This is a genomic window from Streptomyces sp. NPDC102467, assembly GCF_044765445.1.
Classification (GTDB): domain Bacteria; phylum Actinomycetota; class Actinomycetes; order Streptomycetales; family Streptomycetaceae; genus Streptomyces.
Genome location: NZ_JBIWKA010000004.1, coordinates 381,913 through 408,722 on the forward strand (window position 1 = coordinate 381,913; position 26,810 = coordinate 408,722).

A 26,810-nucleotide genomic window follows, 5' to 3' on the forward strand; every position below is an offset into this window, starting at 1 on the left:
CAGGTGACGGACTTCACCAACTCGGCCCGCGGCCCGAGCAGTTCACCGCTCGAATCTCGCAAGCACGGCTGTGAGCTGCGGCATTGAACATATGACACGTGTACGTCACGGTCAGGTGTCGGGGTACTCCCCCGGGGCACTCGTGGAGCGGACCGCGCCGCGGGGCGCTATCGTCGGCAGATACCCACTCCTGCCCGTATCGCAGCTGTCCGAGGTGCGCAGCGTGTCGGTTCTCGTACTCGTCCTCTCCGTGAGCGCGGCCTGCTGCCTGGGCATCGGATTCGTCCTCCAGCAGAACGCGGCACGGCACGCCCCGCTCGGCGACTTCCTCTCCCCCCGGCTGCTGATCGACCTGATCCGGGTGCCACGCTGGCTCGCCGGGATCGGGCTGATGGTGTGCGGCATGGCGCTCGGCGCCGTCGCGCTCAGCCGGGGCGAGGTCACCCTGGTCGAGCCGCTGCTGGCCACGAACCTGCTGTTCGCGCTGGTCCTGTCGCGCCGGCAGACGAGACAGCCGCTCGGCCGGCAGGGCTGGGCCGGGCTGCTGCTCCTCGCGGGCGGCGTGACGGCGTTCATCGTGGCCGGGCAGCCGCACGGCGGCACCGCGGTCACCGACCCGCTGCGGCACTGGCTGATCATCGGCGTGATGGTCGGCGGCGCCCTGTCGCTCGCGGCGCTCGCGAAACGGTCCCGGCTCAGCGCGGCACCCGTGCTGCTCGCGGTCGCGGCGGGCCTGCTGTACGGGGTGCAGGACGCGCTGACCCGGGTGAGCGGTCAGCGGCTCGCCGCCGGCGGCTGGGAGGCCCTGCTCACCGGATGGCAGCCGTACGCGGTGTTCGCCCTGGGGGTGACGGGCCTGGTGCTGGTGCAGAGCGCGTTCGAGACGGCGCCGCTGCGGATGTCGCTGCCCGCGCTCACCGCCGCGCAGCCGCTGGCGGGGATCGTGTGCGGGGTGGGGTTTCTCGGCGACCAGTTGCGGATGGACACCGGCGCGCTCGCGTGGGAGGCGGCGGGCCTTGCCGGGATCGTGACGGGGGTCGTGCTGCTGGGGCTGCACCCGGCCATGCCGGGCGCTGCCGCGCGGGAGCGGGATCATGCGACCTCAAACCCCTCCGGCGATTGAGGAGCGGGGTCCGGGGCGGAGCCCCGGGGCCGAGCGGCATTGCCGGGTGCGGGAGCGTCGTGGTTGCTCGCGCTCCGCGGCGGAGCCGCTGAACGCCACAGCCCCGCGCCCCTGGCGGGGCGCTCGGCAGCCCCGTCAGAGGAGCGGGGAACTGCGCGACCGGCCACGACGCACCCGCACACAGCGACGAGGCCCTCGCATAGCCTCAGGCTATGAATCCGGCTGAGGAAATACTGGACATCGTCGACGCGCAGGACCGTGTCATCGGGCAGGCCCCACGCGGCGAGGCGTACGCCGGAAAACTTCGGCACCGGTGCGCGTTCATCCTGGTCCGCGACCCGCAGAGCAACGTCTTCGTGCACCGGCGCACCCTCACCAAGCTCGCCTTCCCGGGGCTGTACGACATGTTCGTCGGCGGAGTCGTCGGTGCCGGGGAAAGCTATGACGCGGCCGCTCTGCGGGAGGCCGAGGAGGAACTCGGGGTGAGCGGGCTGCCGGCGCCCACCCCGCTGTTCAGGTTCCTGTACGACGACGACGCCGGACGCTCCTGGTGGTCGTACGTCTATGAGGTCACCTGCGATCTGCCGGTGAAGCCGCAGGTCGAGGAGATCGACTGGTACGGGTTCCTGAGCCCGGAAGAGCTGGAGCGGCGGCTCGGGGAGTGGCCGTGGACGCCGGACAGCCTCGAGGCGTACGAGCGCCTGAAGGCTCATCGGTGACGCACAGGTAGGGTCCTGCGAGTGATCGAATTCGTGCGCAACGTCCGGCTCTGGTTCGCTCCTGAACGGATCAGGGACGAGGGCGATACGCCTGACTACCGGTTCTCGCTGGCCAACGAGCGCACCTTCCTGGCCTGGGTGCGCACGGCGCTTGCGCTCATCGGCGGCGGCTTCGCCGTGGACCAGTTCCTGCCGGATCTGCGCTGGGCCTGGCGGGTCGGTCTCGCGCTCGCGCTGCTCGCCGCCGGGGTGCTCTGCTCGCTGCGGGCGGTGAGCCACTGGGTGCGCTGCGAGCGGGCGATGCGACGCGGCGCGGATCTGCCGGTGTCGAGGTTCCCGGCCGTGCTGAGTCTGGTCGTCGCGCTGGTCGCCGTGGCGATGGTCTTCGTGGTGATCGTGGGGTGGGAGGGGTGACCGAGACCGGCGGCCCCGCTCGCGATCCGGGTCTGCAACCGGCCAGGACCCGGCTGGCGTGGCGGCGTACGACGCTGTCGTGCACGGTCGCGGCCGTCCTCGGCGTGAAGACCGTGTTGCACGGCGGAGCCGGGCCGCTCGGCATAGTGGCTGCGGCGCTCTGCCTGGCCGTGTGGCTGGGCTTCCTCGGGGTCGCGCACCGCAGGATCACCGGGCTCGCGCTGAACGAGGCGGCTCCCCCGCTGATGTCCCGGCGGAGCGCGGCGACGGCGGCGCTGTGCACGGTGGCGCTGGCCGTGTTCGCGGCGGCGCTCGTGGTGTGACGTTCCCGCGCGACACCCTGGCGCGACATCTCCATAGCGCAGATCCGGATGTATGGGGACATCCAGGGCTAGCCTTCGACGCGTACCCGCCCCACGGACGTCACCGAAGGTGAGCAGCATGACCACCCCCCATCAGGAGCACCCCGTCCACGAGCACGCGCACGGCCCGGCCTGCGGCCACCAGGCGGTGCCGCACGGCGACCACGTCGACTACGCGCACGACGGGCATCTGCACGCCGCGCACGACGGCCACTGGGACGAGTGCGAACCCGGCTCCCACGTCCCGCACCAGGGCCACGAACACCGGCACGGGGCGGACTGCGGGCACCAGGCGGTCCCCCACGGCGACCATGTCGACTACGTGCACGACGGCCACCGGCACGCGGAGCACGAGGGGCACTGGGACGACCACTGATCCCGCATCGGCACATTCGGTACATGAAGGGCCCGGCACCTGGTGCCGGGCCCTTTCGCATGCCGGTGCGGCAGGGCACCGTAGGCAGCGTTGGAACGATCACATTTCCGTGCGCCACTGGACGACATACCGACTGGTCGGCATGATGATGCCCACTGCTGCTTCTGCTTGTTTCGCTTCTGCTTGCTCTGCTTCTTCTGCCCCTCGCTCACTTCACCCACCCGGACTCCCGGAGGACCGCGATGAGTCACCCCCCTGGCCTCGACCTCGACCGGCTGCGCGCCCACCTCGACCGTGAGCGGCCCGGCCTCGTCAGCGGTCCGCTGTCCGGGCGGCTCATCGAGGGCGGACGCTCCAATCTGACGTACGAGGTCAGTGACGGGACCGCGAAGTGGGTGGTAAGGCGGCCGCCGCTGGGCCATGTGCTGGCCACCGCACACGACATGAAGCGCGAGCACCGGGTGATCGCCGGGCTGCACCCGACGGCCGTGCCGGTCCCCGAGGCGCTGCTGCTGTGCGAGGACGAGGAGGTGCTCGGGGCGCCGTTCTACGTCATGGAGTTCGTGGAGGGGACGCCGTACCGGACCGCCGCGGAACTCGCCCCGCTCGGCGCCGAGCGGACCCGGGCCACCGTGTTCGGGCTCGTGGACACGCTCGTCGATCTGCACGCGGTGGACCCGGCCGAGGTGGGTCTCGGTGACTTCGGGCGCCCGGAGGGCTTTCTCGACCGGCAGTTGCGCCGCTGGGGCAAGCAACTGGACGCGTCCCGCAACCGGGAGCTGGCCGGCATCGACGAGCTGCACGCGGCGCTCGGCCGCTCGCTGCCCGACTCGCCCGCGCCCACGATCGTGCACGGCGACTACCGGCTCGACAACGTCCTCGTACGCCAGGACCCGGACGGCGTCGACCGCATCAAGGCGATCCTCGACTGGGAGATGTCCACGCTCGGCGATCCGCTGACGGACGTCGGCCTGCTCGTGATGTACAGCGCCCGGCTCGAACTGCCGGACTCCCCCATCTCCACGACCGCCACGGCCGCCGGTCACCCGGCCCCGGCCGAGCTGGTCGAGCGGTACGCCGCGCGCTCGGGGCGCGACGTGTCCGCGATCTCCTGGTACACGGCGTTCGCCTGGTTCAAGCTCGCCGTGATCCTCGAAGGCATCCACTACCGCTACACGCTCGGCCAGACGGTCGGCGCCGGCTTCGACCGGATCGGCGAACTGGTCCCGGTCTTCATCGAGCACGGCCGCACCACCCTCACCGACCTTCAGGAAGGCTGATCCCACCCATGGACTTCGCATTCGACGCCCGTACCGAGGAACTGCGGGAGCGGCTCCTCGCCTTCATGGACGCGCACGTGTACCCGGCCGAGGCCGTCGCCGCCGAGCAGCGCGCCGCGCTCGACTCGCCGTGGGACACCCCGGCCGTGGTCGGGGAGCTGAAGGCCGAGGCTCGTCGGCAGGGCCTGTGGAACCTCTTCCTGCCGGATGCCGAGCACGGCGCCGGGCTGACCAATCTGCAGTACGCGCCGCTGGCCGAGATCACCGGCCGTTCCCCGCAGTTGGCGCCCACCGCGCTGAACTGTGCCGCGCCCGACACCGGGAACATGGAGGTGCTCGCGCAGTTCGGCAGCGAGGCGCAGCGGAAGCAGTGGCTGGAGCCGCTGCTCGCCGGGGAGATCCGCTCGGCGTTCGCGATGACGGAGCCCGAGGTCGCCTCGTCGGACGCCACGAACATCACGACGCTCATCGAGCGGGACCCCGACGGCACGGGCGACTACGTCATCACGGGCAAGAAGTTCTACATCTCCGGTGCCATGAACCCGGATTGCAAGGTCTTCATCGTGATGGGCAAGACGGACCCGGACGGGCCGGACATCCGCCGCCAGCAGTCGATGGTCCTCGTACCGCGCGACACCCCGGGCGTCGAGGTGCGCCGGGCCATGCAGGTGTACGGCTTCGAGGACCACTGGCACGGCGGTCACGCCGAGGTCGTCTTCGACCACGCGCGCGTGCCGGCCGCCAACCTGATCGGTGAGGAGGGCGGCGGCTTCGGCATCGCGCAGGCGCGGCTCGGCCCCGGCCGGATCCACCACTGCATGCGGCTGATCGGCATGGCGGAGCGGGCGATCGAGCTGATGTGCAAGCGGGCCGTGGCCCGCACCGCCTTCGGCAAGCCGCTCGCCCAGCAGGGTGTGGTGCAGGAGTGGATCGCGGACGCGCGGGTCTCCGTGGAGCAGCTGCGCCTCCTCGTCCTGAAGACGGCCTGGCTGATGGACACGGTCGGCAACCGCGGGGCCCACACCGAGATCCAGTCCATCAAGATCGCGACGCCCCGGACGGTCGTCGACATCATCGACAAGGCGGTGCAGCTGCACGGAGCGGGCGGCGTCTCGCAGGACTACCCGCTGGCGGAACTCTGGGCCGGAGCGCGGACGCTCCGCTTGGCGGACGGTCCTGATGAGGTGCACCAGCGTTCGCTGGCGCGGCGTGAGCTGAAGCAGTACCTGTAGGCCTCCGGATCGAGGCCGAGGCGCTGCACCGGTTACGGGCGCAGCGCCCGCAGCAGTAGATCCGCCAGTTGGTCGGCGAGCTGCTGCGGGGTGAGCGGGCCGTCGGGGCGGTACCACGTGGACAGGTGGTGGATCGAGCCGAAGTGGTAGTCGACGACGAGGTCCGCCGGGGTCTCGGAGGAGAAGACGCCGGTCTTCTGGCCTTCTTCGATCAGCGCCCGGAACCGCTCGTGGTAACGGCGCCGCTCGGCCCGTACCTGCTTGTTCTTCTCGGGGCTGAGGTGGTGCATGGAGCGGAAGAAGATCGACGCGTCGTCGAGGTTGTCGATCGTGGTGACGACGACGTCCGCCGCCGCCGCGCGCAGCCGCCGCTCGACGGGCTCGTCCCCGCCGGCGAGCGCGTCGAGCCGCTCCTGCTGGAGGCGCAGCACGCGCGCGTACACCTCGTGCAGCAGATCGTCCTTGGAGCCGAAGTAGTGATAGAGGGCGCCCTTGGTGACGCCCGCCGTCTCCACGATCTCCTGCACCGAGGTGCGGTCGTAGCCGCGCTCGGCGAACAGCCGGGTGGCGGCCGCGAGGAGTCGTTGCGGAACGGGCGTACCGTCGCCGTCCGTCGTCGTCCTGGGCACTGCCGCCACCCGCCTTTCCTGTTCTCTGCCGGTCGTACACCGTCATACACCGGTCATGCAGTGGGGGAACGCAGTTCCCGTCGGAGGATCTTCCCACTTGCGGTCTTCGGGAGCTCGCGCAGGACCTCCACGTCGCGCGGGTACTTGTACGCGGCGAGCCGCTCCTTGCAGTACGCGGACAGCTCCTCGGAGGTGGCGTCCGCGCCGGGGCGCAGGCTCACGTACGCCTTGACGCTCTCGCCGCGGTAGGCGTCCGGGATGCCGACGACGGCCGCCTCGCGCACGGCGGGGTGGGTGTAGAGGACGTCCTCGACCTCGCGGGGCCAGACCTTGAAGCCGGACGCGTTGATCATGTCCTTCTTGCGGTCGACGACGTACAGCCAGCCCTTGGTGTCCATGAAGCCGATGTCACCGGTGCGCAGTTCGCCGTCGGGGAAGGCCTCGGCGGTGGCGTCCGGGCGGCGCCAGTAGCCGGGCACGACCTGCGGGCCGCGCACCGCGATCTCGCCCTGCTCGCCGAAGGGGACCTCGTTGCCGAGGTCGTCGAGGATGCGGACGACCGAGTCGGGCCCGGGTACGCCGACCGCGAGGGTGCCGGAGACCGGGTCGACGGGCGCCTCGACGCCCGGCGGCACGGAGGCGCAGGGCGCGGTGCACTCGGTCAGGCCGTAGCCGTTGTGGATGTAGGGGCCGAAGGCGGCGCGGAACTTCTCCACCAGGGCGGGCGGCACCGGCGCCCCGCCCGACGAGATGGAGGCGAACGAGGCGAAGTGCTCGCGGGTCGCCTGCGGCTGGGCGCCGAGCGCCATGAAGGCGGTGGACGGGCCGACCGTGTACGCGGGCTGGTGCTCGATGAACGCGTCGAGGACGACTCCCGGCTCGAAGCGGTAGGCGAGCGCGAGGGTGCCGGTGTTGGCGAAGCTCGCGACGAGTTCGCAGACCATGCCGGTGATGTGGAACAGCGGCGCCAGCGCGAAGTAGGTGGCGCCCTCGGGGAGTCCGAGCCCGGTGCGCTGCCGCTCGGCGTTGTACATGATGTTGCGGTGCAGGTTCGTGGCGCCCTTGGGGGTGCCACTCGTGCCGGACGTGTAGCTGATCAACGCGGTGTCGTCGGCGGCGAGTTCGCGGCCCTCGGGGGCCGGGTGTCCGGCCTGTGCCACGGTCACCAGGTCGTCGGCGTCCTCGGCGGCGGGCGTCACCCGGTCGAACGTCAGGACCCGCTCGTCGCCCCTGGTCTGGAGGTCGAGTTCACAGGCGGTGAGCACGATGCGGACGGGAGAGTCGGCGGCCGTCTCGCGCAGGTACGTGTCCCAGGCGCGGTCCGTGCAGACCAGTCCTGTCACCTCGGCGTCGTGCAGGACGTGCCCGACCTCGCCCGATTTGTACATGGGGTTGACGGGGACGACGACCGCGCCCGCCTTGAACGCGCCGAGCAGCGCGAGCACGAAGTGGGGGGTGTTCTGCAGCATGACGGCGACCCGGTCGCCGCGCTCCAGGCCCCTGGCGGCGAGGTGACCGGCCACCGAGTCCGACAGGGCGTCCACCTCGGCGTAGGTGAGGCGGCCGTCGAAGTAGGCGAGGGCGGTGCGGTCGGAGGCGCGGCGCACGGCGTCGGCGAAGACGTGGGCGACGGTGGCGGCCGGGGTGACCGGGGCTTTCTGCGCGTCGCTGAGCACGCCGAGCCAGGGGCGAGCCGCGTAGATCGAGCCGTTCGCGTCCGTTGCGTCCGCCGTGTCCGTTGCGTCCGCCGTGTCCGTCGTGTCCGCCGTGTCGGTCACAGGGAGGTCTCCCACTTCTGCTGGATGTGGTTCATGTTCGTCAGCCAGCGGTCGGGGACGGTGGCGCGGGCCGCGTAGTACTCGGCGACCTCCGGGTGCGGCAGGATCAGGAAGCGGTCCTCGGCCATGCCCGCGAACAGTGCCTCGGCGACGTCCTCCGGCTCGATGGCGGTCGGCGCGAGGACCAGGTCGCCCGCCGAGCCCGCCGCCGTGAGCATGTCGGTGCGTACGCCCTGCGGGCAGATCGCGTGGACTTTGACGCCGCGGTGCCGGTACGTGAGGGAGAGCCACTCGGCGAAGGCGTACGCGCCGTGTTTGGTGACGCTGTACGGGGCCGCGCCCACCATGGTGAGCAGCCCGGCGGCGGAGACGGTGGAGACGAAGCGGCCGCTGCCGCGCTCCAGCCAGTCGGGGAGCAGCGCGTGCGCGGCGCGGACGTGCGCCATGACGTTCACGTCCCAGGCCGCCGCCCAGACCTGCTCGGGGGCGGCCTCGGTGCCGCCCGAGGCGAGTCCGGCGTTGGCGCAGTAGACGTCGACGGTGCCGTCGAGGGCGGCGCGGGCGTCGTCGACGATCGCGGAGGCGTCGCCGGGGACGGCCGTCGCGCCGATCTCGGCGGCTACGGCCTCGGCCTTGGCGGCGTCCAGGTCGTTGACGACGACGCGGGCTCCGGCGGCCGCGAACCGGCGGGCGAGCGCGGCGCCGATGCCGCCGCCCGCGCCGGTGACGACGACTCCCTGGCCTTGCAGACTCTCCACCATCGGTCTCCTTCGACACGACGCGACACGATGCGACCCGGCTCGGTTGCCTCAGCAGACTAACCAGTCGGTATGGAGTGGGGGAAGGGGTTCCGTCCGGTCAGCGCGGCGGTTCCCCGCCAGGTCGTTCCGTACCGCTCGTCCGGGCACTAGCGTGCATGACCATGCCAGTTCCGATGATCACGGAGGTTCCCGCATGACCATGTCGAGGCGAGTCCTGTTCGCGGCGAGCGCGGGGGCGGTGGGTGCGGTCGGCGGGCTCGCCGCCGGCGCCGGAGCGGCGAGTGCGGCGCCCCGGGGCGGCGGGCACGGCGTGCGCACGGGCTTCGAGCGGCTGGCCGCCGACGGCTACGCGCTGCTCGCCGGCGAGAAGGTCGGCATCGTCACCAACCCGACCGGGGTCACGCGCGACGTGCGGCACATCGTCGACGTGATGCACCCCGACGAACGCGTCGACCTGGTCGCGGTGTTCGGGCCCGAGCACGGATTCCGGGGCACGGCGCAGGCGGGCGGCTCGGAGGGGCGCTACGACGATCCGGCGACCGGACTCCCCGTCTACGACACGTACTTGAAGAGCGGCAAGGCACTCGCCGACATCTTCACGGCGTCCGGCGTCGACACGATCGTCTTCGACATCCAGGACGCGGGCGCCCGCTTCTACACGTACATCTGGACGCTGTACGACTGCATGGAGGCGGCCCAGCTCGCGGGCAAGAGGTTCGTGGTCCTCGACCGCCCGAACCCGGTGACGGGCCGGGGCGCCTACGGCCCGGTCCTGCACAAGGAGTTCGCGAGTTTCGTCGGGCGCCGGGAGATCTCGCAGGCGCACGGCATGACGGTCACGGAGCTGGCCCGCCTGTTCAACGGCGAGTACCTGGCGCACCCCGTCGAGCTGACGACGGTCCCGATGTCGGGCTGGAAGCGCCGTGACTTCTACGACGCCTCGGGCCTGCCGTGGGTGCCGCCGAGCCCCAACATGCCGACGGCGGACACCGCGCTGGTGTACTCGGGGACGTGTCTCTTCGAGGGCACGAACCTGTCCGAGGGACGCGGCACCACGCGCCCCTTCGAACTGCTCGGCGCGGACGGCATCGACGGCCGGTGGGCGGCGAAGGCCAATGAACTCGCCCTGCCCGGCGTGCACTTCAGGGAGGCCTACTTCGCTCCCACCTTCTCCAAGTTCCAGGGGAAGACGATCGGCGGCGTGCAGCTCCACGTCGACGACCGGGAGGCGTACGACCCGGTCCGCACGGGCATCGCCCTGCTCGTCACCGCCAAGGCGGTGTGGAGGGACTTCGCCTGGCGCGCGGACAACGCGATCGACCGGCTCAGCGGTTCCACCCAGGTCCGCACGATGGTCGACGCGGGAGCGTCGACGGACGAGATCGTCGGGGCATGGCAGGCGGAGCTGGCGACGTTCCGGAACGTCCGCCGCCACTACCTGACGTACAGGTAGGCACGGGCGTACGGAGGGCCGTACCGGCAGGCCGGGGCGCGCAGGTCTCAACAACCGAGACGGCGCGTCCCAGGCATTGACTGCCCTATGCAGCTACCGAGACAGTGCTCGACGTGCTCAAAGACGACTCAACCAGGGAGAACGCGCTCGCGGACGCGGCGCAGGCCGGCCCCGAACCGGAGAGCCTGCGCCGCGTGGCGGTGGCCAGTTTCATCGGTACGGCCATCGAGTTCTACGACTTCTACGTCTACGGAACCGCCGCCGCGCTCGTCCTCAACGACGCGTTCTTCCCGAACCTCTCCTCCCTCAACGCCACCCTCGCCTCCTTCTCGACGTACGCCGTCGCGTTCGCGGCCCGCCCGATCGGCTCGCTGATCTTCGGGCACTTCGGCGACCGGATCGGCCGCAAGTCGGTGCTGGTCGCCTCGCTGCTCCTGATGGGCCTGTCCACGGCGTGCGTCGGGCTGCTGCCCGGCTACGGCACGCTGGGCGTGTGGGCGCCCGTCCTCCTCGTCCTGCTCCGGTTCCTGCAAGGCGTCGGCCTCGGCGGCGAGTGGGGCGGGGCGGCGCTGCTCGCCGTGGAGCACGCGCCGCGCGGCAAACGCGGCATGTTCGCGGCGTTCCCCCAACTCGGCCCGTCCGTCGGCTTCTTCGCGGCGACCGGCATCTTCTGGCTGCTCTCGGAGACGCTCTCCGACGACGCGTTCAAGTCGTGGGGCTGGCGCATCCCGTTCCTGCTCTCCTTCCTCCTGGTCGCCGTGGGCCTCTTCGTCCGCCTGAAGATCAGCGAGACGCCTGTCTTCGCGAAGGTGATGCGGGATCAGGAGGCCAGCAAGGCACCGGCGTTGGAGGTCTTCAAGCGCCACCCGAAGGAGATCCTGCTCGGCGCGGGCGGCATGGTCGTCGCGTACGGCCTCTTCTACACGGCCACCACCTACTGCCTCGCCTACGGTACGAAGACACTCGGCGTGCCGCGCAGCACCATGCTCGCGGTGTCGCTGGTGGCATGCCTGTTCCTGGCGGCCGGCACCTGGCTCGCCGCGACACGCTCCGACGCGGGCGGCCGCCGGAAAATGGTGCTCGTGGGCTCCGGCCTCGCAATCGTCTGGGGCCTCCTGCTCTTCCCGCTGATGGACACCGAGCAGCCCGCGCTCATCGCGCTCGCGCTCGGCGGCGCCCTGTTCTGCATGGGTGTGGTGTACGGCCCGATGGGCGCGTACCTGCCGGAGCTGTTCGGAGTGCGGGTGCGCTACTCGGGCGCCTCCTTCGCGTACAACCTGGGCGGTGTACTCGGCGGCGCCGTGGCCCCGCTGGTGGCGACGCGCCTGCAGGGCGCGTTCGGTTCGTCGTCGGTGGGCTGGTACGTGAGCGCAATGGCGGTCGTATCGCTGCTGTGCGTGCTGGCACTGCCGGAGACCCGTGAGCGTGAACTCGCCTGATTTATCGGGCGGTTGATGACGGCACGGCTGGCCAACCCCCGCCTGCGGCAGGACGATGCGGCACACCGCACGGACGACTGCCACGGGGGTTGGCCATGACCGTACCGGAAGTACATGTACGTCCCTACTGGGAGCTGATGTTCGACGCCGACGGCGACCCGGAGCCCGGGCGGCGCGACCGGCTGCTGCGCGAGGCGCGCGAGCGCGGGGTGCGGGATCTCGTCGTCCTCGCGCACGGCTGGAACAACGACCGGACCATGGCGACCCGCCTCTACGACCGTTTCTTCGCGCCGTTCCCGACGCTCGCGCCGGGGGCCGGGCTCGGGTACGTGGGCGTGCTGTGGCCCTCCATGCGGTTCGCCGACGAACTGATCCCCGACGTCGGCCCGACCTTCACGGCCGCCGTGCCGGCGCCCCCCGCCACGCTCGACGAGAGCACCCGGCGCGCGCTCGTCGAGACCTTCCCGGGCAGCGGGCCGGTCGTCGATGAGCTGGCCGGGCTCCTCGACCGGCAACCCGACGGGGACGAGGCGTTCGACCGGTTCGGCGCTCTGGTACGGCAGTTGACCGGTACCGAATCTGCCGCCTGTGGAGCGGACACCGAGGAAGAGGACTCCCCGCGCGCCGTTCCCGCGATGCTCCAGGAGAACAGCCGGGTCGTGTGTCTCCAGTTCGCCGACGCCGTGGACGCGACGACGGGCGCGGCTTTCGCGATGCCCGGCGGCCTCGCCAGGGCGTGGCAGGGCGCGCACGAACTGCTGCGCCAGGCAACGTACTTCGCGATGAAGAAGCGCGCGGGAGCGGTCGGGAAGAACGGGCTCGGCCCGCTGCTCGGCCGTCTGGCGGGCGCCGCCCCGGGCGTGCGGGTCCATCTGGTGGGGCACAGTTTCGGGGCGCGCCTCGTGTCGTTCGCGCTGGCCGGACTGCCGGCCGCGGACCGCACCGTGAAGTCGGTGACGCTGCTCCAGGGCGCCTTCTCGCACTACGCGTTCGCGAGCCGCGGCGCTCTGAACGGCCAACAGGACCGGATCGACGGCCCGTTGGTGGCGTGCTACTCACACTTCGACACGGCGCTGAGCACGATCTACCCGCTGGCGTCCCGGCTCGCGGGGGACGACCGGGGGCTTCTCGACCTCGCCGCCCGCTGGGGCGCGCTGGGGTGCGACGGGATCCAGGACCTTCCCGGCGCGGTCCGCCTCACGCTCGCGGACGCGCTGCGGACGGGCGTCCCCGGCACGGGGTGCGTGAGCGTGGACGTGGCCCAGGTCGTGCGCCGCGGATCGCCTCCGTCGGGGGCCCACAGCGACATCTGCCACGAGGAGCTGGCCCGGCTGATCCTCGGGGCCGGGCGGGTGCGCGCCTGAACCGCAGGGAACGAACGCTGCGGGCGGCTCGCGCCACCCGCCGCGCCCTTCTCGTTCCCCTTGATCCCTATCGGTTTGATCCGTATCGGGTTGATCCCTATCGGTGGGCCGGGAACTCCACCACCTGCTGATACGTGGGCCGGTTCTGCCACTGGATCCCGCGGTGCGTGATGCCGCCGAGCGCCCGGTGGACGATGGTGTCCGCACACCACTGGTCACCGGCCTTGCAGCTGTCGTCCCCGGGGTAGACCTCGGTGGCCGGCTTCGCCGCGGCGGTGGCCAGCGTCGTCAGGAGCGCGTCCCGGCAGGCCGAGAGGGATCCCGAGCCGCAGTACGTGTCCCCCAGCTTGCCCTGCACCGGCTGCCCGAGCACCGTCCGCAGATCCTTGTCGACGTAGCCCCACCAGCCGTACTGGAAGGCGGACCCGGCGTGCGATCCGGTCGGGCCGTGCCCGGCCGAGGGTGCCTCGTCGACGGTGAGCTGACCCGTCAGCGCCTGATAGAGGTCGTCGCCGAGACCTGGCTGGAACTCGGCCTTGACCAGCAGCGGCCACCACGCGTCCATGATCCGCACCGCGTCCGGATGCGCGTACGTCTTCGAGCCCGCCGACGTCTGGTTGCGCTGCGCGCCCGCCTTGCCCCAGGCCTCCAACTGCTGCACGGCCTTGCTGAGTTGCAGGTCGTCGACGGGTTTGCTGCGGATCACCTTGAGGATCTCCGGCAGTACCTGTTCGCCGCGCAGATCGGTCACCGCGGCCTCCTCCATGGCCTGCGTGAGCGAGGCACGTGTGACGCCGCCCTGGGCGGTCAGCTTCTTCACGCGGTCGTCGAGGAGGTTGGCGCGCTGGACGGCGCCCAGGCTGAAGTTGGCCGCGGTGAAGTCCTTGGCCTGTTTGTTGTTCCAGGAGATGTAGTAGTCCTGGTTGACCGACTGCGGGTGCTGAGCCGGGGGTGTCTGGGCCTCGGTGTTGTCCGTCGGGTCGAAGTCCTGCCATTCATAGGCCTGTTCGGCCTTCACGGGCAGCGACATGTCGATGTCCTTGGCCCGCACCGGGTTGGCGCCGCTGTTGTAGTACGCGGTGTCGCGCGAGTCGGCGTAGAACCAGTTGAAGGCGTAGCTGATGTGCTGCGCCGCCTTCGCGAAGGACGCGGCGTCCGTGACGTACGACGGGTCGTTGAGCATCTGGAAGCCGATGATCGAGTCGGCCTCGTGACGGTAGGTCGAGCGCAGCGCCGTGTACGCGACGGGTTTGCCGTCGACCGTGGCGCGGTCCGAGACGATGCCGTACTTCGTTCTGAAGACCTGCATGCGGTACGAGCCCGCGGCCGTCGAGTCGGCGACCGTCGGCTTCCAGGCGTTCTTCTTCTCCAGCTTCTCCATCGGGGTGCAGGTACCCCGGTAGAGGTAGGAGGTCGACTGCTTGGTGGGCGTGCCGCCGCCCGGCTCGCACAGCGGTACCGCGTACGTGTCGGTGATGTCCTGTCCCGCGGACGTCGCCGACCAGGCGTAGTCCTGGCCGCGGCCCAGCTGGATGTACATGCCGACGCCCGCGAAGGAGACGCCGCGCGCGCTGATCCCGGGGCCCTGGAGCTCCTGCATCATCAGCAGCTGTGGCGCGAAATAGCCGGTCTGCGGGCCGAACACGGCGACCGGATGCCCGGACGCGGTGTGTTTGCCGGAGACGACGAGAGCGTTCGACATGCCCTTCTTGGACGCCGAGTCCTTGAACATGTCGGCGGGGAGCACCCCGTCGTCGTACATGCCCTGGAGCGGCTTGAGCTTCGTCGGCGCCTTCACCGGGTCCTTGGCCACGGAGCCGGATTTCGCCGCGGTCGCCGCCGAGCCCGTGCGGTCGTAGACGAGCGGCTCCTTGTCGACCGATCCCTTGTCGGGGAGGGCCTGGCCGCGCGGGTTCGCCGGTTTTCCGCCGTAGGGGAAGCTCGTGCCGTCGTGGATGGTGGTGACGGCCTCGGGGTCGTTGCGGCCGCGGAAGGACTCCCAGACCTGGGTGCCCTTCTCCATGCCGTACTTCTCCTGCGACTTCATGAGCGAGAGGGCCGCGTCGACCTCTCCCCCGCCGCCGTTGCCGAAGAGTCCGCCGACCACCGAGGCGAGCGCGATCATGTCGGTGACCTTGAACGGCTGGATCTCGCCGATGTTCGTAATCGCGTCGATCTTGCCGGTGAGGACGTACTCGCCCGGGAAGTAGCGGCCGTTCTTGGACTTCTCGCGGTAGGAGTTGAGGCCGTCGATATAGGCCTGCGCGTCGTCCATGGCCTGCTTGCCGCGCTCGCCGCCGGAGTTCTTGATGAAGTCGACCTGTTTCTGCAGGTCGTCCTCGGTGTACGGGGCCTGCGGCCAGAACTCCTGCTCCAGGCCCTGGTTCGCGAGGGCGCCGCCGGCGAACGACGTCAGCTCGCCGCGGCCGATGTGGCGGAACAGGTCGATCAGCCAGAGGCGGTCCTGACCTGCGGCGAAGCCGGCGCCGAACTCGGTTCCGTACCGCGTGGAACCTTTGATGTGGGGTACGCCGTTCTTCTTGTCACGGGTGATGGTCACGTCGTCGCGGGGGCGAGTGACCGAGCTCACCTGATCGCTCGGGACACCGAAGGAGGAGTCGTTGAAAAAGTTCGTGAGCGTGTCGTCCGTGAGTGAGGGGTAGCCGGACGACAGGGCGTCGTACGGGCCGAGCTGATCGTCGGCGTGTGCGGGCTGGGTGCCGAACAGTTTGTTGCCGAGGATCTCGGCAAGCGTGGCGCTGCCGTTCGCTCCGGGCGGGAGAATGTCCGCGCACTGCCCCTTGCAGTAGTCGCTGACGGGCGCGGGTTCGTCGGCGGCCGTGGCCGTCGAGAGAGGGGAGAGCAGTCCCGCGGTGAGTACAAGGGCCGCGGTGGCCGTAAGTCTCCGCAGAGGGCTACTGGACTTTCTGTGCTGGGTGGTTCGTGGGATGCGTCGTCGCATGCCTGGTCCTCCCGACGATGGTGAGCCGGAGGTTACCGGCGGTTAGCCCACGACAGAAGATGAACATGCGTCACGTTTTCGGAATCACCACAGGGATCACTCGAAGACTCCCCGGCCTCAGAAGGTGCCGGTGATGGGCCCCATCAGAAATCGGATGGAGCCGACCGCCCGGAAGAGGGATCCGAATCGCGTGTCGATACGTCTACTCGGCGACGTCGCTTCTTGGCTGCGGCGATGCCGACGTACGTGTGACGGAGGTGCAGGGCGATGGCTGGATTCCGGAGTCTGGCAAGACAGGTGCGCGACCCGTTGAGCGACCTGGCACTGCGGCGCTATTCACTGCGCAAGTGCCTGGAGAGATTCGCTCCTTACGGCCACCGGGCCACCTGGGACCACCTGTGTTCCCGGGCCGGGTTCGGCCCCGAGGACCGCTCCCCCGACCCGGCCCGCCTGGTGGCGGCGCTGGAGGAGCTGGAGGAGGCGCGGGCCGTCTGGCTCGCGTACGAAGTCGCCTTCGCACAGCGTCGGCGCAAGGAGAAGCACGACGGGCGCCGCCGCCCGGGCAGCGTGGACGACTGGCACCGGCTGACCTGGGGCGGCTTCGGGGTCGCCTGGTGCGACAACCCGTCGGTACACCCCGCCGAGCCGATGGCCGAGGTCCTCCGCCGGCTGATCGGGGCACTGGAGCGCGAGCCGGGCGGCAGCTGCCCCGCGTGCACGGGCACGGCGCTCGTCTGGAAGCACGACCTGGCGCACGAACCGTCGTCGGGCCCCGTCTGTTCCCACTGCGGCATCGTGGTGCCGCGTCCCGTTCTCACCCCCGCGGCCCTGGCGGAAGCCAGGCGGGCGCGGCTGCTGGTCACGGCGTAGAGCGACGAACAGCGCGACGGGGGTGCCGGCCCGACACGGGCGCACCCCCGGATTCACCCCTGGCCTGGGATCACTTCGAGGCGTTCCCGGTTGAGCAGGTACTTCGGCAGATACGGCGCATCGACGCCGACCGGGAACTCCATGTCGTACGCGAGACAGGCCAGGGCCAGCGGACCGAGCGCCACCCGGGCGCGCGGCGCCGCCGAGTCCCCCCAGTAACTTCCGTGCTGCGCAAGGGACTTCGCGAGCGCCTCGCCGAACGCGTCGTGGTCCTGGGTGAGCAACCGATGGAACAGCGCGACCGGCTGGTACTCGACAGCGTTCAGGAAGTCCTTCGGAGCGAGTGTGGCGGCCTCCGGGTGCGAGGTCTCCAGGGTGGTGACGAGCTTGTGGACCACGTCGTCCACGGGACGGTCGAGCCAGTGGCTCTGCAGGGTGTCGATCCAGTGCAGGACGTACTCGTCGACCGGGATGTCGCCGCCGCGCAGAGCGTCGAGCGGCACCTGGCACAGCCGCGTCGTGCGCTCACGCTCACGGGTCACCAGGGTGAGGTAGAAGGCGTCGAGCCAGGCGCGGGCATCCGCGGGCACCTGACGGTCCCCCGTGGTGGGGGCGAACAGGGCCGTGCCGAGTTGCAGGGCGCCGACCCAGGCGTCCCAGGTCTCCACCCGGTCGGCGTCCGGGTCGGTCGCGGCGTGCGCGTGGGCCAGGGCGACCGCGGCGGTGAAGGCGGCGCCGAGGTCACGCGGATCGGCGTCGGACCCAGTGGTCAACTCGGCTGTCTTCGCCGTGAGTTCGTCGCTGCCGGGCACCGCGGTGGAGGCCGAGGCGAGGCGCCCGGCCAGGTCGAGTCCGCGCAGCGCCTTCATCACGTCGAGGAGTTCGGCCGGGGGCCGCAGCGAGAAGGTGCGGGTCTCCTCGTCGATGACGGTGAGCGAGGTCAGCCGCCCCTCGTGCCACCAGTACACGCGCGGCGAGAGCGAACCCGGGCCGTCCTCGTGGGCCTTGAAGGCGTACGTGGCAAGGTCGTTGATCGCGTCGACGACGCCGCCGTCGACGATCGGATGGAACGCGAGGAGGTGCCGGGTCGGTACGACGACGAGCGCGCCCGCGTCGGGCATGCGCCGCCCGGTGACCTCGGCGACCAGCTCCTGAAGGACGAGCGCCTTGGTCGCGACGAACGGCGAGTCGCCGTACACGGAGTACAGCACGGCGTGTCCGTCGAGCCGCACCTCTTCGTAACGCAGCGGCTCCCGCACCAGATTGCGCTGTCCCGCGGCCCACAGCGCGTCGGCGCCCGCGCGGGCCACGTCCTGGTCGGTGAGCAGACGCACGGAGGCGGCCCCGTCGAGGGCGAGTGCGAGGCGCAGTCCTTCGGCGACGTCGCGCAGGTAGGTGAACTCGGCGGCCGTCTCGGCGGGGACGGCGCCGGGCGGCACCAGGCGCAGACAGACCCGCTCCAGCAACTCCTCGGCGCTCTCGCCGCCTTGGGACGCGGCAGCGAGGCTCGCGAAGAACGCGTCGACCAGCGCGGGCCAGGTGTCCTCGGGCGCGGCGTGGCAGTGCTGCGCCAGGTTCGTCAGCGGGTGACGGTGGCCGTCGGCCTCGGCCGTGTCGCCGGCCACCGCGGGGCGCACGCCGGTGCGGGCGTGCAGATGGTCGGCGACGAGGCCGCGCAGCCGGTCGGCCTGCGCGGGGGTGAGCAGGGGCAGATGAGGGTCAGGCGCGTCGTGTGGTGTCACGGCTCGACTCTACGAGGCGCGCGTGCAGCGCGTCGGCGTCGGGCAGGAACCACAGCTGGCGGCCCCGGTTGCTCTCCCGGACGAAGTCGCGAAGTGCCGTACTGGCGGCGGCTCTTGCCTCGATGTCGCCGAGGATCGCGAGCTTCATCCGGTAGTTGACGAACTTCTGGACGACGTCGCCCGCGACACGCGTCCGCAGCTGGAAGAAGTCCGGACCGCACCGCTCGGCCGGGACGGCGACCCAGGCGGCGCCGAGGTATCCGGCCTCGCCGATCAGGTCGAGCGCGGCTCGCTCGCCGTCGAGCGGCGGTCCGTCCGGGGAACACACGAACACGGACTCGCCCGCCATCTCCCGCAAGCCATCGGTGCCGGCGGCGCCATCCGTGCCCTCGGTCGGTTCGGTCATCGCGGGTCCTCCACCAGAACGTCGACGGTTCTCAACAACCCGGCCGCCTCGGCCGGTGTGCCCAGCACGACGATCTTAAGCACGGCGCGCCCTTCGTCGTAGACGCTCTCCCCGCGCAGCCGGGCGCCGGATCACGGACTGATCATGGCCGGATCACGTCCGTCTGGATCGCGAGCTTGAACTCGGCCAGCACGATCGGCACGGCGATCCCGGAGTCCCCCCTCCGCGCCGAGATCTTCAGGCCGACCGGGGTGCCCGGGTGCACGAACATCTGCCAGGTGTAGGAGCGGTACTGGCCGCCGCCGGTGGCCGAGATGTCCGTGGTCGCGGTCGAGTCGTACTTGGTGGAGAGGTTCAGCGGGTCGCGCACGAAGCGGGCGCGGTATTCGGTGGCCCGGCTGTCCGCCGCCCAGAAGACGAGCGCCGACAGCGTGCCCCAGCCGTCGTGGCTCGGCCAGATCAGCCCGGAGCGCGCGTCCGGGTACTTGGAGGTGCCGCCGCCCGCGGCCGGGTCGTGCATCTTCCACGGGTCGTACGACTCCTCGGCCGCCTGATACGGGAAGCGCACGAGGTGGTAGCCGTCGCTGTCGTAGGTGATCTTCTGCGCGCCCGAGTGCGCGGACTCGTACTTGAGTGAGCTGATCGCTACTGGCATGTCGTTTCTGCCCCCGTTGTCAGTGGCTGCTGGCACCATCACATTCATGGTGTTCGTACAGGTGTGCCTGAACGGTGCTCGTGGTGCTGATGACGGAGCGGTGGTGCCGTTGTCGCCCGGCGCGCTGGCCGAGGCCGCCGAGGCGGCAGTCGCGGCGGGTGCGTCGGATGTCCATGTTCACCCCAAGTCCCCTTGTGGAGAAGACACGTTGTCGCCGCGTTCGGTTGCGGCGGCGCTCGAGGCGATCCGCGCGCGGGTGGCGGTGCCGGTCGGCGTGACGACAGGCGCGTGGGCCGAGCCGGACCCCGCGGCGCGCGTGGCGCGGATCCGCTCGTGGACGACCCTGCCGGACCACGCGTCGGTGAACTGGCACGAGGAGGGCGCGGAGGCGGTGGCCGCGGCGCTCCTCGACCGGGGCGTCGGGGTGGAGGCGGGGATCTGGTCGGGCACGGACGGGGCGGAGCGGTTCGCGGCGTCGCCGCTCGCGCCGCGGGTGCTGCGGGTGCTCGCCGAGGTGACCGAGCCCGGACCCGGGCCGGCCGAGGGCGCGGCCCGCGCGTTGCTGACCGCCATCGGCTCCGGGCACGGGCGGCCCGTGTTGCTGCACGGGGAGGAGGGCGGGGCGTGGCCTGTGCTGAGGCTTGCCGCTCGGCTGGGGCTTGATATGCGGATCGGCCTGGAGGACACGTTGGTCCTGCCGGACGGGGGGCGGGCTCGTAGTAACGCCGAGTTGGTCGAGGTTGCGCTCGGGCTGTAGGAGGACGCCTGCGCGTCTGCCTGGGTGCGGCTGGTGGGCGGCCTCGGGTCGTGTGTGGCCGGTCGCGCAGTTCCCCGCGCCCCTTACGGGGCGCCACCGCGGGTTGTCCGTCGCTGATCGCGCAGTTCCCCGCGGCCCCTACGGGGCCGCCACCCCCACCAGTAGGACCCTCGTTCCTGGTTCCAAGGGGCGCCAGCGGTGCGGGAGTTCGGCTGCGCAGTAGAGGGTGTCGCCGCGTTCCAGGATGTAGCGCGTGCCGTCCGCCTCCACCTCCGCCGAGCCGTCGGCCACGTAGAGGATCTCGTCGCCCGCGTGCCGGTACGCGCGGTCCCAGTCGTGATCGCCGGTGAACTCCAGGGCGTGCAACCGCTGTTGACCGCGTACGAGAGGGCGCACCCCGCCCTCGGTCGTCGGCGGGGTCGCGGCTCGGACCACGTCGACCGGGCGGGGCGTCTCGGCGGCGGCGAGGAGTTCGACGGCGGTGGTGTCGAGCGCGTCGGCGATGCGCTGCAGCGAGTTCATGCTGGGGCGCGAGCGGCCGTTCTCGACCTGGCTCAGGAACGGGACGGAGACCCCGGCCCGGCGCGCCACATCGGCGAGCGTCAGCTCCAGGGCGCGCCGCCTGCGCCGGATACCCGGTCCCACGTTCATGTACTTGTAACGCCTTTCCCCTGCGTCCCCTGTTCCTGAGCACCCTACCGCCGTGCTTAACTCCTTCACTGTCACTTAAAAAAGTTAACCACGGACGAACGACGGAGGAGCCCATGGCTCGGGTGGACCAGAACCAGCGGCGTCGCCGCGGCACCGGCCTGATCGCGCTGGACGAGGACGCCGCGTACGGCGGCTACACGCTGTTCGCGCCGCTGACCGGCGCCGGCGAGGTGTACCTGATCGACCTGCGCGGCGAGGTCGTGCACCAGTGGAACCTGCCGCACCGACCCGGCCGGCACGCCCGCATCCTCCCCAACGGCAACCTCGCCTACAGCGGCGTCCTGCCCGACGAGCCCGCCCTGTTCCCGATGTGGCACAAGTACCGTGGCGGCCTGATGCAGGAGATCACCCCGGACGGCACGGTCGTGCGCGAGCACCGGGACCCGCTCCAGCACCACGACGCCCACCACTACGGCGACGGCCGGATCCTGTACACCGCCCTCGAACCGCTCACCGGTGACGCGGCCGCGGCCGTGCGCGGTGGGGTCCCCGGTTCGGAGGCCGGTGGCGGGACGGTGTGGGCCGACACGATCGTCGAGGTCGACGCCGACGGGAACAGGACCTGGGAGTGGAAGGTCTCCGAGCGGCTGGACCGCGCCGACTTCCCCCTCCACCCCGACTACGCCCGCGAGCACTACCCGCTGATCAACAGCGTGCTGCCGCTCGCCGACGGGAACATCCTCGCCAGCTTCCGCTCGGTGTCGGCCGTCGTCGTCATCGACCGGGCCACCGGTGACATCGTCTGGCGCTCCGAGCCGGGCGTCGTCTCGCAGCAGCACTGCCCGACCGAGCTGGAGAACGGCAACTTCCTCGTCTTCGACAACGGCGTCTTCCGGCCCGGCTGGGACGTCCCGTTCAGCCGCGTCATCGAGATCGAACGCAGCAGCGGCAAGGTCGTCTGGGAGTACCACGACCCGGCGCGCGAGTCGTTCTTCGCACCGTTCATGGGCAGCGCCCAGCGCCTGCCGAACGGGAACACCCTGGTCACCGACTCCCCCGCGGGCCGCCTCTTCGAGGTGACCGGGGACGGCTATCTCTGCTGGGAGTACGTGGTCCCGTACTTCGGCGGCTACCAGGAGGAAGAGGTGCGCAAGCTGTTCCCCTCCGAGCCCAACGCCACCTTCCGCTCCTACCGTTACTCCGCCGCCGAGCTGCCCTGGCTGAACCGGTGACCTCCACCGCGGCCCCGTCCGGAGCGACCGTGGCACCCGTCGACGAGCGCCTGCCGCTCCAGCGTCTCGTCCCCCTCGCCTGCCAGCACCTGCTGGCGGGCGTGGCCGCTCCCGTCTCGTCCGTCATCCTCATCGGGACGACTCTGAAGCTGTCGACCGGGCAGACCGCGTCGCTGCTCAGCGCGACGCTGGTGCTGTGCGGGATCGGCGCGCTGCTGCAGTCGCTGGGCGTGCGCGTGCTGCGGGTGGGGGCGCGGCTGCCGTTCCTGATGCTGCCGGGCGGCGCCGCCGTGGCGATCTTCCTGCAGATCGCGCGGGAGTACGGTCCGGCGACGGCGTCCGGCTCGGTCCTCGTCTCGGCCGCCTTCCTGCTCTGCGTGCTGCCGTTCTACGGGCGGCTCGTCCGGCTCTTCCCGCCCCTCGTGATGGGGACGACGGTCGTCCTCATCGGCATCAACATGATCAAGGTGACCGCGCCGATGGTCGCCTCGGGCCCGGGGCTCGGCTTCGCGACGCTCGGTGTCATCGCCTTCTTCTTCCTCGTCCTGCGGGGCGTGTGGCGGCAGATGGCGGTGCTGCTCGGCCTGGCCTGCGGCACGCTGATCGCCGTCCTCACCGGCACCGAGCTGCAGGTCGCGCACGGCGGCACGTTCGCCCTGCCGGACCTCTTCCCGTACGGCGCCCCGCACTTCGATCTGCTCGCCGCGATCCCGCTGCTGGTCTTCGCGCTCGCCTCGCTGGCCGAGGCCACCGGGCAGACGGTGCTCAACAGCGAGGCCGTCGGCCGCGCCCCGGACCCGGGCCGTGACGTGCCGCGCATCGCCCGCGCCGACGCGCTCGTCTCGCTCGGCTCCGGGATCTTCGGTACGTCGCTGATGGTGACCAGCGCCGAGAACATCGGCATCGTCCAGCTCACCCGCGTCCGCAGCCGCTTCGTGACGGCCGCGGCCGGGGTGCTGCTGATCGTGTGCGGGCTCCTGACGCCGCTGACCCGGCTGCTCGCGGCGATCCCCGAACCGGTGGTGGGCGCCGCGGGGCTCGTCATCTACGCGGTGATCGCGGTGATGGGCTTCGGCATGCTCTCCCGTACCGATCTGAGCCACGGCACGGACAGCGTCGTCATCGCCCTCGCCCTGGTGATCGGCATGCTGCCCATCGTGGCACCGGAGATGTACGCGGACCTGCCGTCCTGGGCCCGCACCCTGTTCGGCAGCGGCGTCGCGGCCGGGGCGATCGCGGCGGTGGCCCTCACGGCGGTGTTCCGGGCGCTGGGACCCGCCGTCACGGCGCCGGGCGCTCCCGACGATCCCGGCGCTCCGCCATCAGACGCGAGCCGGTGAGCCGTTCGCCGAAGACGTCGTCGGGGTTGGACAGCACACAGGTCTCCAGGGAGAGGCAGCCGCAGCCGATGCAGTCGGTGAGGTGGTCGCGCAGGCGGCCCAACTGCTTGATGCGCTCGTCCAGTTCGGTCCGCCAGACCTCCGAGAGGTGCGCCCAGTCCTCGCGGTTCGGGGTGCGCTCCTCGGGAAGCTCGGCGAGGGCGTCGCGGATCGTCGCGAGAGGGATGCCGACGCGCTGCGCGGCGCGGATGAAGGCGACGCGGCGCAGGGTGTCGCGGGTGTAGCGGCGCTGGTTGCCGGAGGTGCGGCGGCTGTCGATCAGACCCTTGGACTCGTAGAAGTGCAGGGCGGAGACGGCGGCGCCGCTGCGCGCCGACAACTGGCCGACGGTGAGCTCGTGAACCTTCTCCGGAATCTGTGGCACCCGGCCGAGCCTAGTCGCCGGGCCGGTGGCGTTGTTAGCATGCCCAGAGTGCTGAGCAAGCGCTTAGACAACGGACCTGGGAGGTCACTGGACATGGCGGAGCCGCGGGTTTTCAAGGACGCAGACGAGCTGAAGGCCGCTGTCGGCGAGCAGCTCGGTCACACGGACTGGGTCGCGATCGAGCAGGAGCGGATCGACCGGTTCGCCGAGGCGACGGGTGACCACCAGTGGATCCACGTCGACCCGGAGCGCGCCAAGGCCGGACCGTTCGGCACGACCATCGCGCACGGCTACCTGACGCTGTCGCTGCTGCCGCTGTTCGGGCCGCAGCTGATCGCCGTCGAGGGCGTGAAGATGGGCGTCAACTACGGGACGAACAAGGTGCGCTTCCCCGCCCCGGTGCCGGTCGGCTCACGGCTGCGGGCGACGGCGAAGATCACGTCCGTGGACGACGTGCCGGGCGGGGTGCAGGTGTCGGTGGCGTTCACCGTGGAGCGCGAGGGCGGCGAGAAGCCGGTCTGCGTCGCCGAGTCGGTGTCCCGCTACTACTTCTGAGCCCGCGCTCCCACCATTTTGAGTACGAGGTCGGCGTAGAGCGCGCCGACCTCGTCGGGGCTCCTGCGGCCCTGCGTGTTGAACCAGCGGGCCACGTCGATGCAGAGGGAGAGCACCGCGAGGGTGGTGCCGGGGACGTCGGGGACGTCGAACTCGCCCGCCTTGACGCCGTCGTTGATGATCTCGCGGACGGCGTTGTCGCTGCGGCGGCGCAGCTCCACGATGGCGGGGCGGTGCTCCTCGCCGAGCGAGTCCAGTTCGTACTGGACGACGCGGGCGGTCGTGTGGTGCCCGGCGTGCCAGCGCACGAAGGAGCGCACCGCCTCGGTCAGCCGGTCGGTGGCGCTCCCCTCGCCGTCGGCCGCGCGGCGCAGGATCGCCAGCGCTTTCTCGTGGCCGATGCGGCTGATCCGCAGGAGGAGCTCCTCCTTGGTCTTGTAGTGGATGTAGAGCGCGGCCGGGCTCATGCCGGCGCGGCCCGCGATGTCGCGGGTCGTGGTGGCGTGGTAGCCGCGCTCGGCGAACGCCTCGACCGCGGCGACGAGCAGTCGCCGGGCCGCGTCGGGGGTGACCTCGGCCCACGGCATCTCGTCGATCGCCTGATCCTCGACGTGGTCCTCGACCCGCTCGTCCTGCGTCATCGGTCCGCTCACATCCTCCCGGGTACGTGCGCCCACACCATACCCTCCGGGGTGAGCGCTCGCTTAGGTCAGCTGATCGCGCGGGTCAGACGACCGGCTTGAAGGGGTCGTGCTCCGCGAGGATCTTCTCCAGGCGGGCCTGGTCGACCCGGCTCACGATCTGGTCCGCCTCCTGGCGGTCCCTGATCACCTTGGCCAGGGTGAAGGCCGAGGTCGTGAGGTAGAGGACCGAGATGGCGAGGAACGCGCGGATCCAGCCGCTCACATCGAGGCTGTAGATGCCGATGGCCACCGCCGCGAGCGCCACCGCGAAGGAGGCGAGGGCCTGTCCGTAGAAGGCCGTGGTGTTCTGCTGCTTGACCGATGTCTCACTCATACGGCACAGCATGGGGCGGACGTGGCCGCAGTCACATCCGCTCCCCTACTCATGTACGTACTCAGTCAGAACGCCGAGACCCCCGTCAGGGCGCGGCCGATGATCAGCTTCTGGATCTGGCTCGTGCCCTCGTACAGGGTCATGACGCGCGCGTCGCGCAGCAGCTTGCCGACCGGGTACTCGTCTATGTAGCCGTAGCCGCCGAAGACCTGGAGGGCGTTGTTGGCGGCGCGGACCGCGGCCTCGGACGCGAAGAGCTTCGCCTTCGATGCGGGTGTCGCGAAGTCCTCGCCGCGGTCGATGAGGTCGGCGACGCGCCAGGTCAGCAGGCGGGCCGCGTCCACGTCGACGGCGATGTCGCTGATCAGCTCCTGGACCAGCTGGTACGAGGCGATCGACTTGCCGAACTGCTCGCGCTCACCGGCGTAGCCGACCGCGGCGTCGAGCGCGGCCTGGGCGATGCCGACGCAGCCGGCGGCCACCGACATCCGCCCCTTGGCCAGGGCGGACATCGCGATGGAGAAGCCCTTGCCTTCGGGGCCGAGCAGCGCGGTGGCGGGGACGCGGACGTCCTCCAGGGACAGTTCGGCCGTGGCCTGACCGCGCAGGCCGAGCTTGCCGTGGATGGTGCGGCGGGTCAGGCCGGGGGTGTCGGTGGGGACCAGGAAGGCCGAGACGCCCTTGTGGCCGGGCGCGTCGGTGGAGCGGGCGAAGAGGAGGACGACATCGGCCCAGGTGCCGTTCGTGATGAACATCTTCGAGCCGTTGATGACGTAATCGTCGCCGTCGCGTACGGCCCGCGTCGTCAGATTGCCCGCGTCGGAACCGGTGCCCGGCTCGGTGAGGCCGAAGCAGCCGAGGGCCTCGCCCGCCGTGAGCCTCGGCAGCCAGGCGCGCTTCTGCTCCTCGGTGCCGTACGACTGGATCGTCTTGGTGACGAGGCCGAGGGAGACCGAGACGATGCCGCGCACGGAGGAGTCGCCGCGGCCGAGCTCCTCGGTGACCAGGCAGTACGCGAGGTGGTCGCCGCCCGAGCCGCCGTACTCCTCGTCGATGGTCAGCCCGAGGAAACCGACGTCGCCGAGCTTCTTGACGACGGCGCGGTCGACGTCCTCGGCGCGGTCCCACGCCACCACGTTCGGCGCGATCTCGCGGTCCACGAAGTCCTTGGCCAGCCGACGGACGGCCGTCTGCTCCTCGCTCAACTCCAGATTCACGGACGACTCCCAGGCACGTGCGGCAGCTGCTCTTCAGAGCCGGGCGTGGAGC

The 26,810-nt window shown here is 70.9% G+C and carries 27 protein-coding genes; 15 read left to right on the forward strand and 12 right to left on the reverse strand.

Annotation, left to right across the window (positions count from 1 at the left end):
* Positions 1-223: 223 nt before the first annotated feature.
* The 7 genes from ACIREE_RS10325 (at position 224) to ACIREE_RS10355 (ending at position 5,506) form a co-directional block, all read left to right on the forward strand.
* Complete coding sequence (locus ACIREE_RS10325; protein WP_404149070.1) at positions 224-1,123, forward strand: DMT family transporter; 900 nt, start codon at positions 224-226, stop codon at positions 1,121-1,123.
* A 212-nt stretch (positions 1,124-1,335) separates the two neighbouring features.
* Complete coding sequence (locus ACIREE_RS10330; RefSeq protein WP_404149073.1) at positions 1,336-1,842, forward strand: NUDIX hydrolase; 507 nt, start codon at positions 1,336-1,338, stop codon at positions 1,840-1,842.
* A 21-nt stretch (positions 1,843-1,863) separates the two neighbouring features.
* Positions 1,864-2,256 carry a YidH family protein gene (locus ACIREE_RS10335; RefSeq protein WP_404149075.1) on the forward strand — a complete coding sequence of 131 codons (393 nt, stop codon included), beginning with the start codon at positions 1,864-1,866 and terminating at the stop codon, positions 2,254-2,256.
* The gene (locus ACIREE_RS10340) at positions 2,253-2,579 is read left to right on the forward strand and encodes a DUF202 domain-containing protein (RefSeq protein WP_404149078.1); all 327 of its coding nucleotides are present in this window, start codon (positions 2,253-2,255) and stop codon (positions 2,577-2,579) included. Before ACIREE_RS10335 ends, ACIREE_RS10340 begins: the two co-directional genes overlap by 4 nt.
* Before the next feature lie 118 nt (positions 2,580-2,697).
* Positions 2,698-2,994, forward strand: coding sequence for a hypothetical protein (locus ACIREE_RS10345; protein ID WP_404149081.1), 297 nt, complete (start codon positions 2,698-2,700; stop codon positions 2,992-2,994).
* Positions 2,995-3,236: 242 nt separating this feature from the next.
* Entirely contained in the window at positions 3,237-4,274 is a 1,038-nt protein-coding gene (locus ACIREE_RS10350; protein WP_404149083.1) for a phosphotransferase family protein, read from the forward strand.
* A gap of 8 nt (positions 4,275-4,282) precedes the next feature.
* Entirely contained in the window at positions 4,283-5,506 is a 1,224-nt protein-coding gene (locus ACIREE_RS10355; protein ID WP_404149085.1) for an acyl-CoA dehydrogenase family protein, read from the forward strand.
* Between the two features lie 32 nt (positions 5,507-5,538).
* Here the strand turns inward: ACIREE_RS10355 and ACIREE_RS10360 are convergent, their stop codons facing one another.
* The 3 genes from ACIREE_RS10360 to ACIREE_RS10370 all read right to left on the reverse strand — a co-directional run bounded on the left by ACIREE_RS10360 (position 5,539) and on the right by ACIREE_RS10370 (position 8,674).
* A complete protein-coding gene (locus ACIREE_RS10360; RefSeq protein ID WP_404149401.1) occupies positions 5,539-6,135 on the reverse strand; it encodes a TetR/AcrR family transcriptional regulator in 597 nt (198 codons plus the stop codon).
* A 53-nt stretch (positions 6,136-6,188) separates the two neighbouring features.
* Positions 6,189-7,838, reverse strand: a complete 1,650-nt coding sequence (locus ACIREE_RS10365) for an AMP-binding protein (RefSeq protein ID WP_404149403.1) — start codon at positions 7,836-7,838, stop codon at positions 6,189-6,191.
* A 71-nt stretch (positions 7,839-7,909) separates the two neighbouring features.
* Positions 7,910-8,674, reverse strand: a complete 765-nt coding sequence (locus tag ACIREE_RS10370; protein WP_404149088.1) for an SDR family oxidoreductase — start codon at positions 8,672-8,674, stop codon at positions 7,910-7,912.
* 193 nt (positions 8,675-8,867) lie between these two features.
* Here ACIREE_RS10370 and ACIREE_RS10375 point away from each other — a divergent pair, with 193 nt between their 5' ends.
* From ACIREE_RS10375 to ACIREE_RS10385, 3 genes are all read left to right on the forward strand, one after another.
* A complete protein-coding gene (locus tag ACIREE_RS10375; RefSeq protein WP_404149090.1) occupies positions 8,868-10,127 on the forward strand; it encodes an exo-beta-N-acetylmuramidase NamZ domain-containing protein in 1,260 nt (419 codons plus the stop codon).
* Positions 10,128-10,312: 185 nt separating this feature from the next.
* Complete coding sequence (locus ACIREE_RS10380) at positions 10,313-11,566, forward strand: MFS transporter (RefSeq protein WP_404149405.1); 1,254 nt, start codon at positions 10,313-10,315, stop codon at positions 11,564-11,566.
* A gap of 95 nt (positions 11,567-11,661) precedes the next feature.
* Complete coding sequence (locus ACIREE_RS10385) at positions 11,662-12,930, forward strand: serine-threonine protein kinase (protein WP_404149092.1); 1,269 nt, start codon at positions 11,662-11,664, stop codon at positions 12,928-12,930.
* A gap of 97 nt (positions 12,931-13,027) precedes the next feature.
* Here ACIREE_RS10385 and ACIREE_RS10390 read toward each other — a convergent pair whose 3' ends face one another.
* Positions 13,028-15,892 (reverse strand): penicillin acylase family protein, encoded by a 2,865-nt coding sequence (locus ACIREE_RS10390; RefSeq protein WP_404149095.1) that lies wholly within the window; start codon positions 15,890-15,892, stop codon positions 13,028-13,030.
* A 267-nt stretch (positions 15,893-16,159) separates the two neighbouring features.
* Between ACIREE_RS10390 and ACIREE_RS10395 the strand changes: the two genes are divergently transcribed.
* Positions 16,160-16,762, forward strand: coding sequence for a hypothetical protein (locus tag ACIREE_RS10395; protein WP_404149097.1), 603 nt, complete (start codon positions 16,160-16,162; stop codon positions 16,760-16,762).
* A gap of 53 nt (positions 16,763-16,815) precedes the next feature.
* On the opposite strand, the gene ACIREE_RS10400 is transcribed toward ACIREE_RS10395, so the two are convergent.
* The 3 genes from ACIREE_RS10400 to ACIREE_RS10410 all read right to left on the reverse strand — a co-directional run bounded on the left by ACIREE_RS10400 (position 16,816) and on the right by ACIREE_RS10410 (position 19,565).
* The gene (locus tag ACIREE_RS10400) at positions 16,816-18,504 is read right to left on the reverse strand and encodes an immunity 49 family protein (RefSeq protein WP_404149098.1); all 1,689 of its coding nucleotides are present in this window, start codon (positions 18,502-18,504) and stop codon (positions 16,816-16,818) included.
* A complete protein-coding gene (locus ACIREE_RS10405) occupies positions 18,482-18,910 on the reverse strand; it encodes a DUF4180 domain-containing protein (protein WP_404149100.1) in 429 nt (142 codons plus the stop codon). The genes ACIREE_RS10400 and ACIREE_RS10405 overlap by 23 nt, the downstream gene beginning before the upstream one ends.
* A 142-nt stretch (positions 18,911-19,052) precedes the next feature.
* Positions 19,053-19,565, reverse strand: coding sequence for a hypothetical protein (locus ACIREE_RS10410; protein ID WP_404149103.1), 513 nt, complete (start codon positions 19,563-19,565; stop codon positions 19,053-19,055).
* A gap of 46 nt (positions 19,566-19,611) precedes the next feature.
* Here ACIREE_RS10410 and ACIREE_RS10415 point away from each other — a divergent pair, with 46 nt between their 5' ends.
* Positions 19,612-20,322, forward strand: coding sequence for a 3-keto-5-aminohexanoate cleavage protein (locus ACIREE_RS10415; RefSeq protein ID WP_404149106.1), 711 nt, complete (start codon positions 19,612-19,614; stop codon positions 20,320-20,322).
* A gap of 138 nt (positions 20,323-20,460) precedes the next feature.
* Here the strand turns inward: ACIREE_RS10415 and ACIREE_RS10420 are convergent, their stop codons facing one another.
* A complete protein-coding gene (locus tag ACIREE_RS10420; protein WP_404149108.1) occupies positions 20,461-20,973 on the reverse strand; it encodes a helix-turn-helix domain-containing protein in 513 nt (170 codons plus the stop codon).
* Positions 20,974-21,086: 113 nt separating this feature from the next.
* On the opposite strand from ACIREE_RS10420, the gene ACIREE_RS10425 reads away from it, so the two are divergent.
* Positions 21,087-22,205 carry an aryl-sulfate sulfotransferase gene (locus ACIREE_RS10425; protein ID WP_404149111.1) on the forward strand — a complete coding sequence of 373 codons (1,119 nt, stop codon included), beginning with the start codon at positions 21,087-21,089 and terminating at the stop codon, positions 22,203-22,205.
* On the forward strand, positions 22,202-23,545 hold the full coding sequence (locus ACIREE_RS10430; protein ID WP_404149114.1) for a uracil-xanthine permease family protein: 1,344 nt from the start codon (positions 22,202-22,204) through the stop codon (positions 23,543-23,545). The genes ACIREE_RS10425 and ACIREE_RS10430 overlap by 4 nt, the downstream gene beginning before the upstream one ends.
* Here ACIREE_RS10430 and soxR read toward each other — a convergent pair.
* Positions 23,487-23,969 carry a redox-sensitive transcriptional activator SoxR gene (gene soxR, locus ACIREE_RS10435; protein ID WP_404149117.1) on the reverse strand — a complete coding sequence of 161 codons (483 nt, stop codon included), beginning with the start codon at positions 23,967-23,969 and terminating at the stop codon, positions 23,487-23,489. The genes ACIREE_RS10430 and soxR overlap by 59 nt on opposite strands.
* Positions 23,970-24,062: 93 nt before the next feature.
* On the opposite strand from soxR, the gene ACIREE_RS10440 reads away from it, so the two are divergent.
* Positions 24,063-24,524 (forward strand): MaoC family dehydratase, encoded by a 462-nt coding sequence (locus tag ACIREE_RS10440; protein ID WP_404149119.1) that lies wholly within the window; start codon positions 24,063-24,065, stop codon positions 24,522-24,524.
* Here the strand turns inward: ACIREE_RS10440 and ACIREE_RS10445 are convergent.
* The 3 genes from ACIREE_RS10445 to ACIREE_RS10455 form a co-directional block, all read right to left on the reverse strand.
* The gene (locus ACIREE_RS10445; protein ID WP_404149121.1) at positions 24,515-25,165 is read right to left on the reverse strand and encodes a TetR/AcrR family transcriptional regulator; all 651 of its coding nucleotides are present in this window, start codon (positions 25,163-25,165) and stop codon (positions 24,515-24,517) included. The genes ACIREE_RS10440 and ACIREE_RS10445 overlap by 10 nt on opposite strands.
* An 85-nt stretch (positions 25,166-25,250) precedes the next feature.
* Positions 25,251-25,541, reverse strand: coding sequence for a YiaA/YiaB family inner membrane protein (locus ACIREE_RS10450; protein WP_404149123.1), 291 nt, complete (start codon positions 25,539-25,541; stop codon positions 25,251-25,253).
* 65 nt (positions 25,542-25,606) lie between these two features.
* The gene (locus tag ACIREE_RS10455; RefSeq protein ID WP_404149126.1) at positions 25,607-26,758 is read right to left on the reverse strand and encodes an acyl-CoA dehydrogenase family protein; all 1,152 of its coding nucleotides are present in this window, start codon (positions 26,756-26,758) and stop codon (positions 25,607-25,609) included.
* Between the last annotated feature and the right edge of the window lie 52 nt (positions 26,759-26,810).

Coding starts and splice junctions, on each gene's coding strand:
- ACIREE_RS10395 (WP_404149097.1), top strand. CDS start 16,160: ATGGCTGGATTCCGGAGTCTGGCAAGACAGGTGCGCGACCCGTTGAGC.
- ACIREE_RS10385 (WP_404149092.1), top strand. CDS start 11,662: ATGACCGTACCGGAAGTACATGTACGTCCCTACTGGGAGCTGATGTTC.
- ACIREE_RS10425 (WP_404149111.1), top strand. CDS start 21,087: ATGGCTCGGGTGGACCAGAACCAGCGGCGTCGCCGCGGCACCGGCCTG.
- ACIREE_RS10420 (WP_404149108.1), bottom strand. CDS start 20,973: ATGAACGTGGGACCGGGTATCCGGCGCAGGCGGCGCGCCCTGGAGCTG.
- ACIREE_RS10390 (WP_404149095.1), bottom strand. CDS start 15,892: ATGCGACGACGCATCCCACGAACCACCCAGCACAGAAAGTCCAGTAGC.
- ACIREE_RS10355 (WP_404149085.1), top strand. CDS start 4,283: ATGGACTTCGCATTCGACGCCCGTACCGAGGAACTGCGGGAGCGGCTC.
- ACIREE_RS10405 (WP_404149100.1), bottom strand. CDS start 18,910: ATGACCGAACCGACCGAGGGCACGGATGGCGCCGCCGGCACCGATGGC.
- ACIREE_RS10440 (WP_404149119.1), top strand. CDS start 24,063: ATGGCGGAGCCGCGGGTTTTCAAGGACGCAGACGAGCTGAAGGCCGCT.
- ACIREE_RS10345 (WP_404149081.1), top strand. CDS start 2,698: ATGACCACCCCCCATCAGGAGCACCCCGTCCACGAGCACGCGCACGGC.
- ACIREE_RS10445 (WP_404149121.1), bottom strand. CDS start 25,165: ATGACGCAGGACGAGCGGGTCGAGGACCACGTCGAGGATCAGGCGATC.
- ACIREE_RS10370 (WP_404149088.1), bottom strand. CDS start 8,674: ATGGTGGAGAGTCTGCAAGGCCAGGGAGTCGTCGTCACCGGCGCGGGC.
- ACIREE_RS10375 (WP_404149090.1), top strand. CDS start 8,868: ATGACCATGTCGAGGCGAGTCCTGTTCGCGGCGAGCGCGGGGGCGGTG.
- ACIREE_RS10450 (WP_404149123.1), bottom strand. CDS start 25,541: ATGAGTGAGACATCGGTCAAGCAGCAGAACACCACGGCCTTCTACGGA.
- ACIREE_RS10350 (WP_404149083.1), top strand. CDS start 3,237: ATGAGTCACCCCCCTGGCCTCGACCTCGACCGGCTGCGCGCCCACCTC.
- ACIREE_RS10410 (WP_404149103.1), bottom strand. CDS start 19,565: ATGCCAGTAGCGATCAGCTCACTCAAGTACGAGTCCGCGCACTCGGGC.
- ACIREE_RS10415 (WP_404149106.1), top strand. CDS start 19,612: ATGGTGTTCGTACAGGTGTGCCTGAACGGTGCTCGTGGTGCTGATGAC.
- ACIREE_RS10330 (WP_404149073.1), top strand. CDS start 1,336: ATGAATCCGGCTGAGGAAATACTGGACATCGTCGACGCGCAGGACCGT.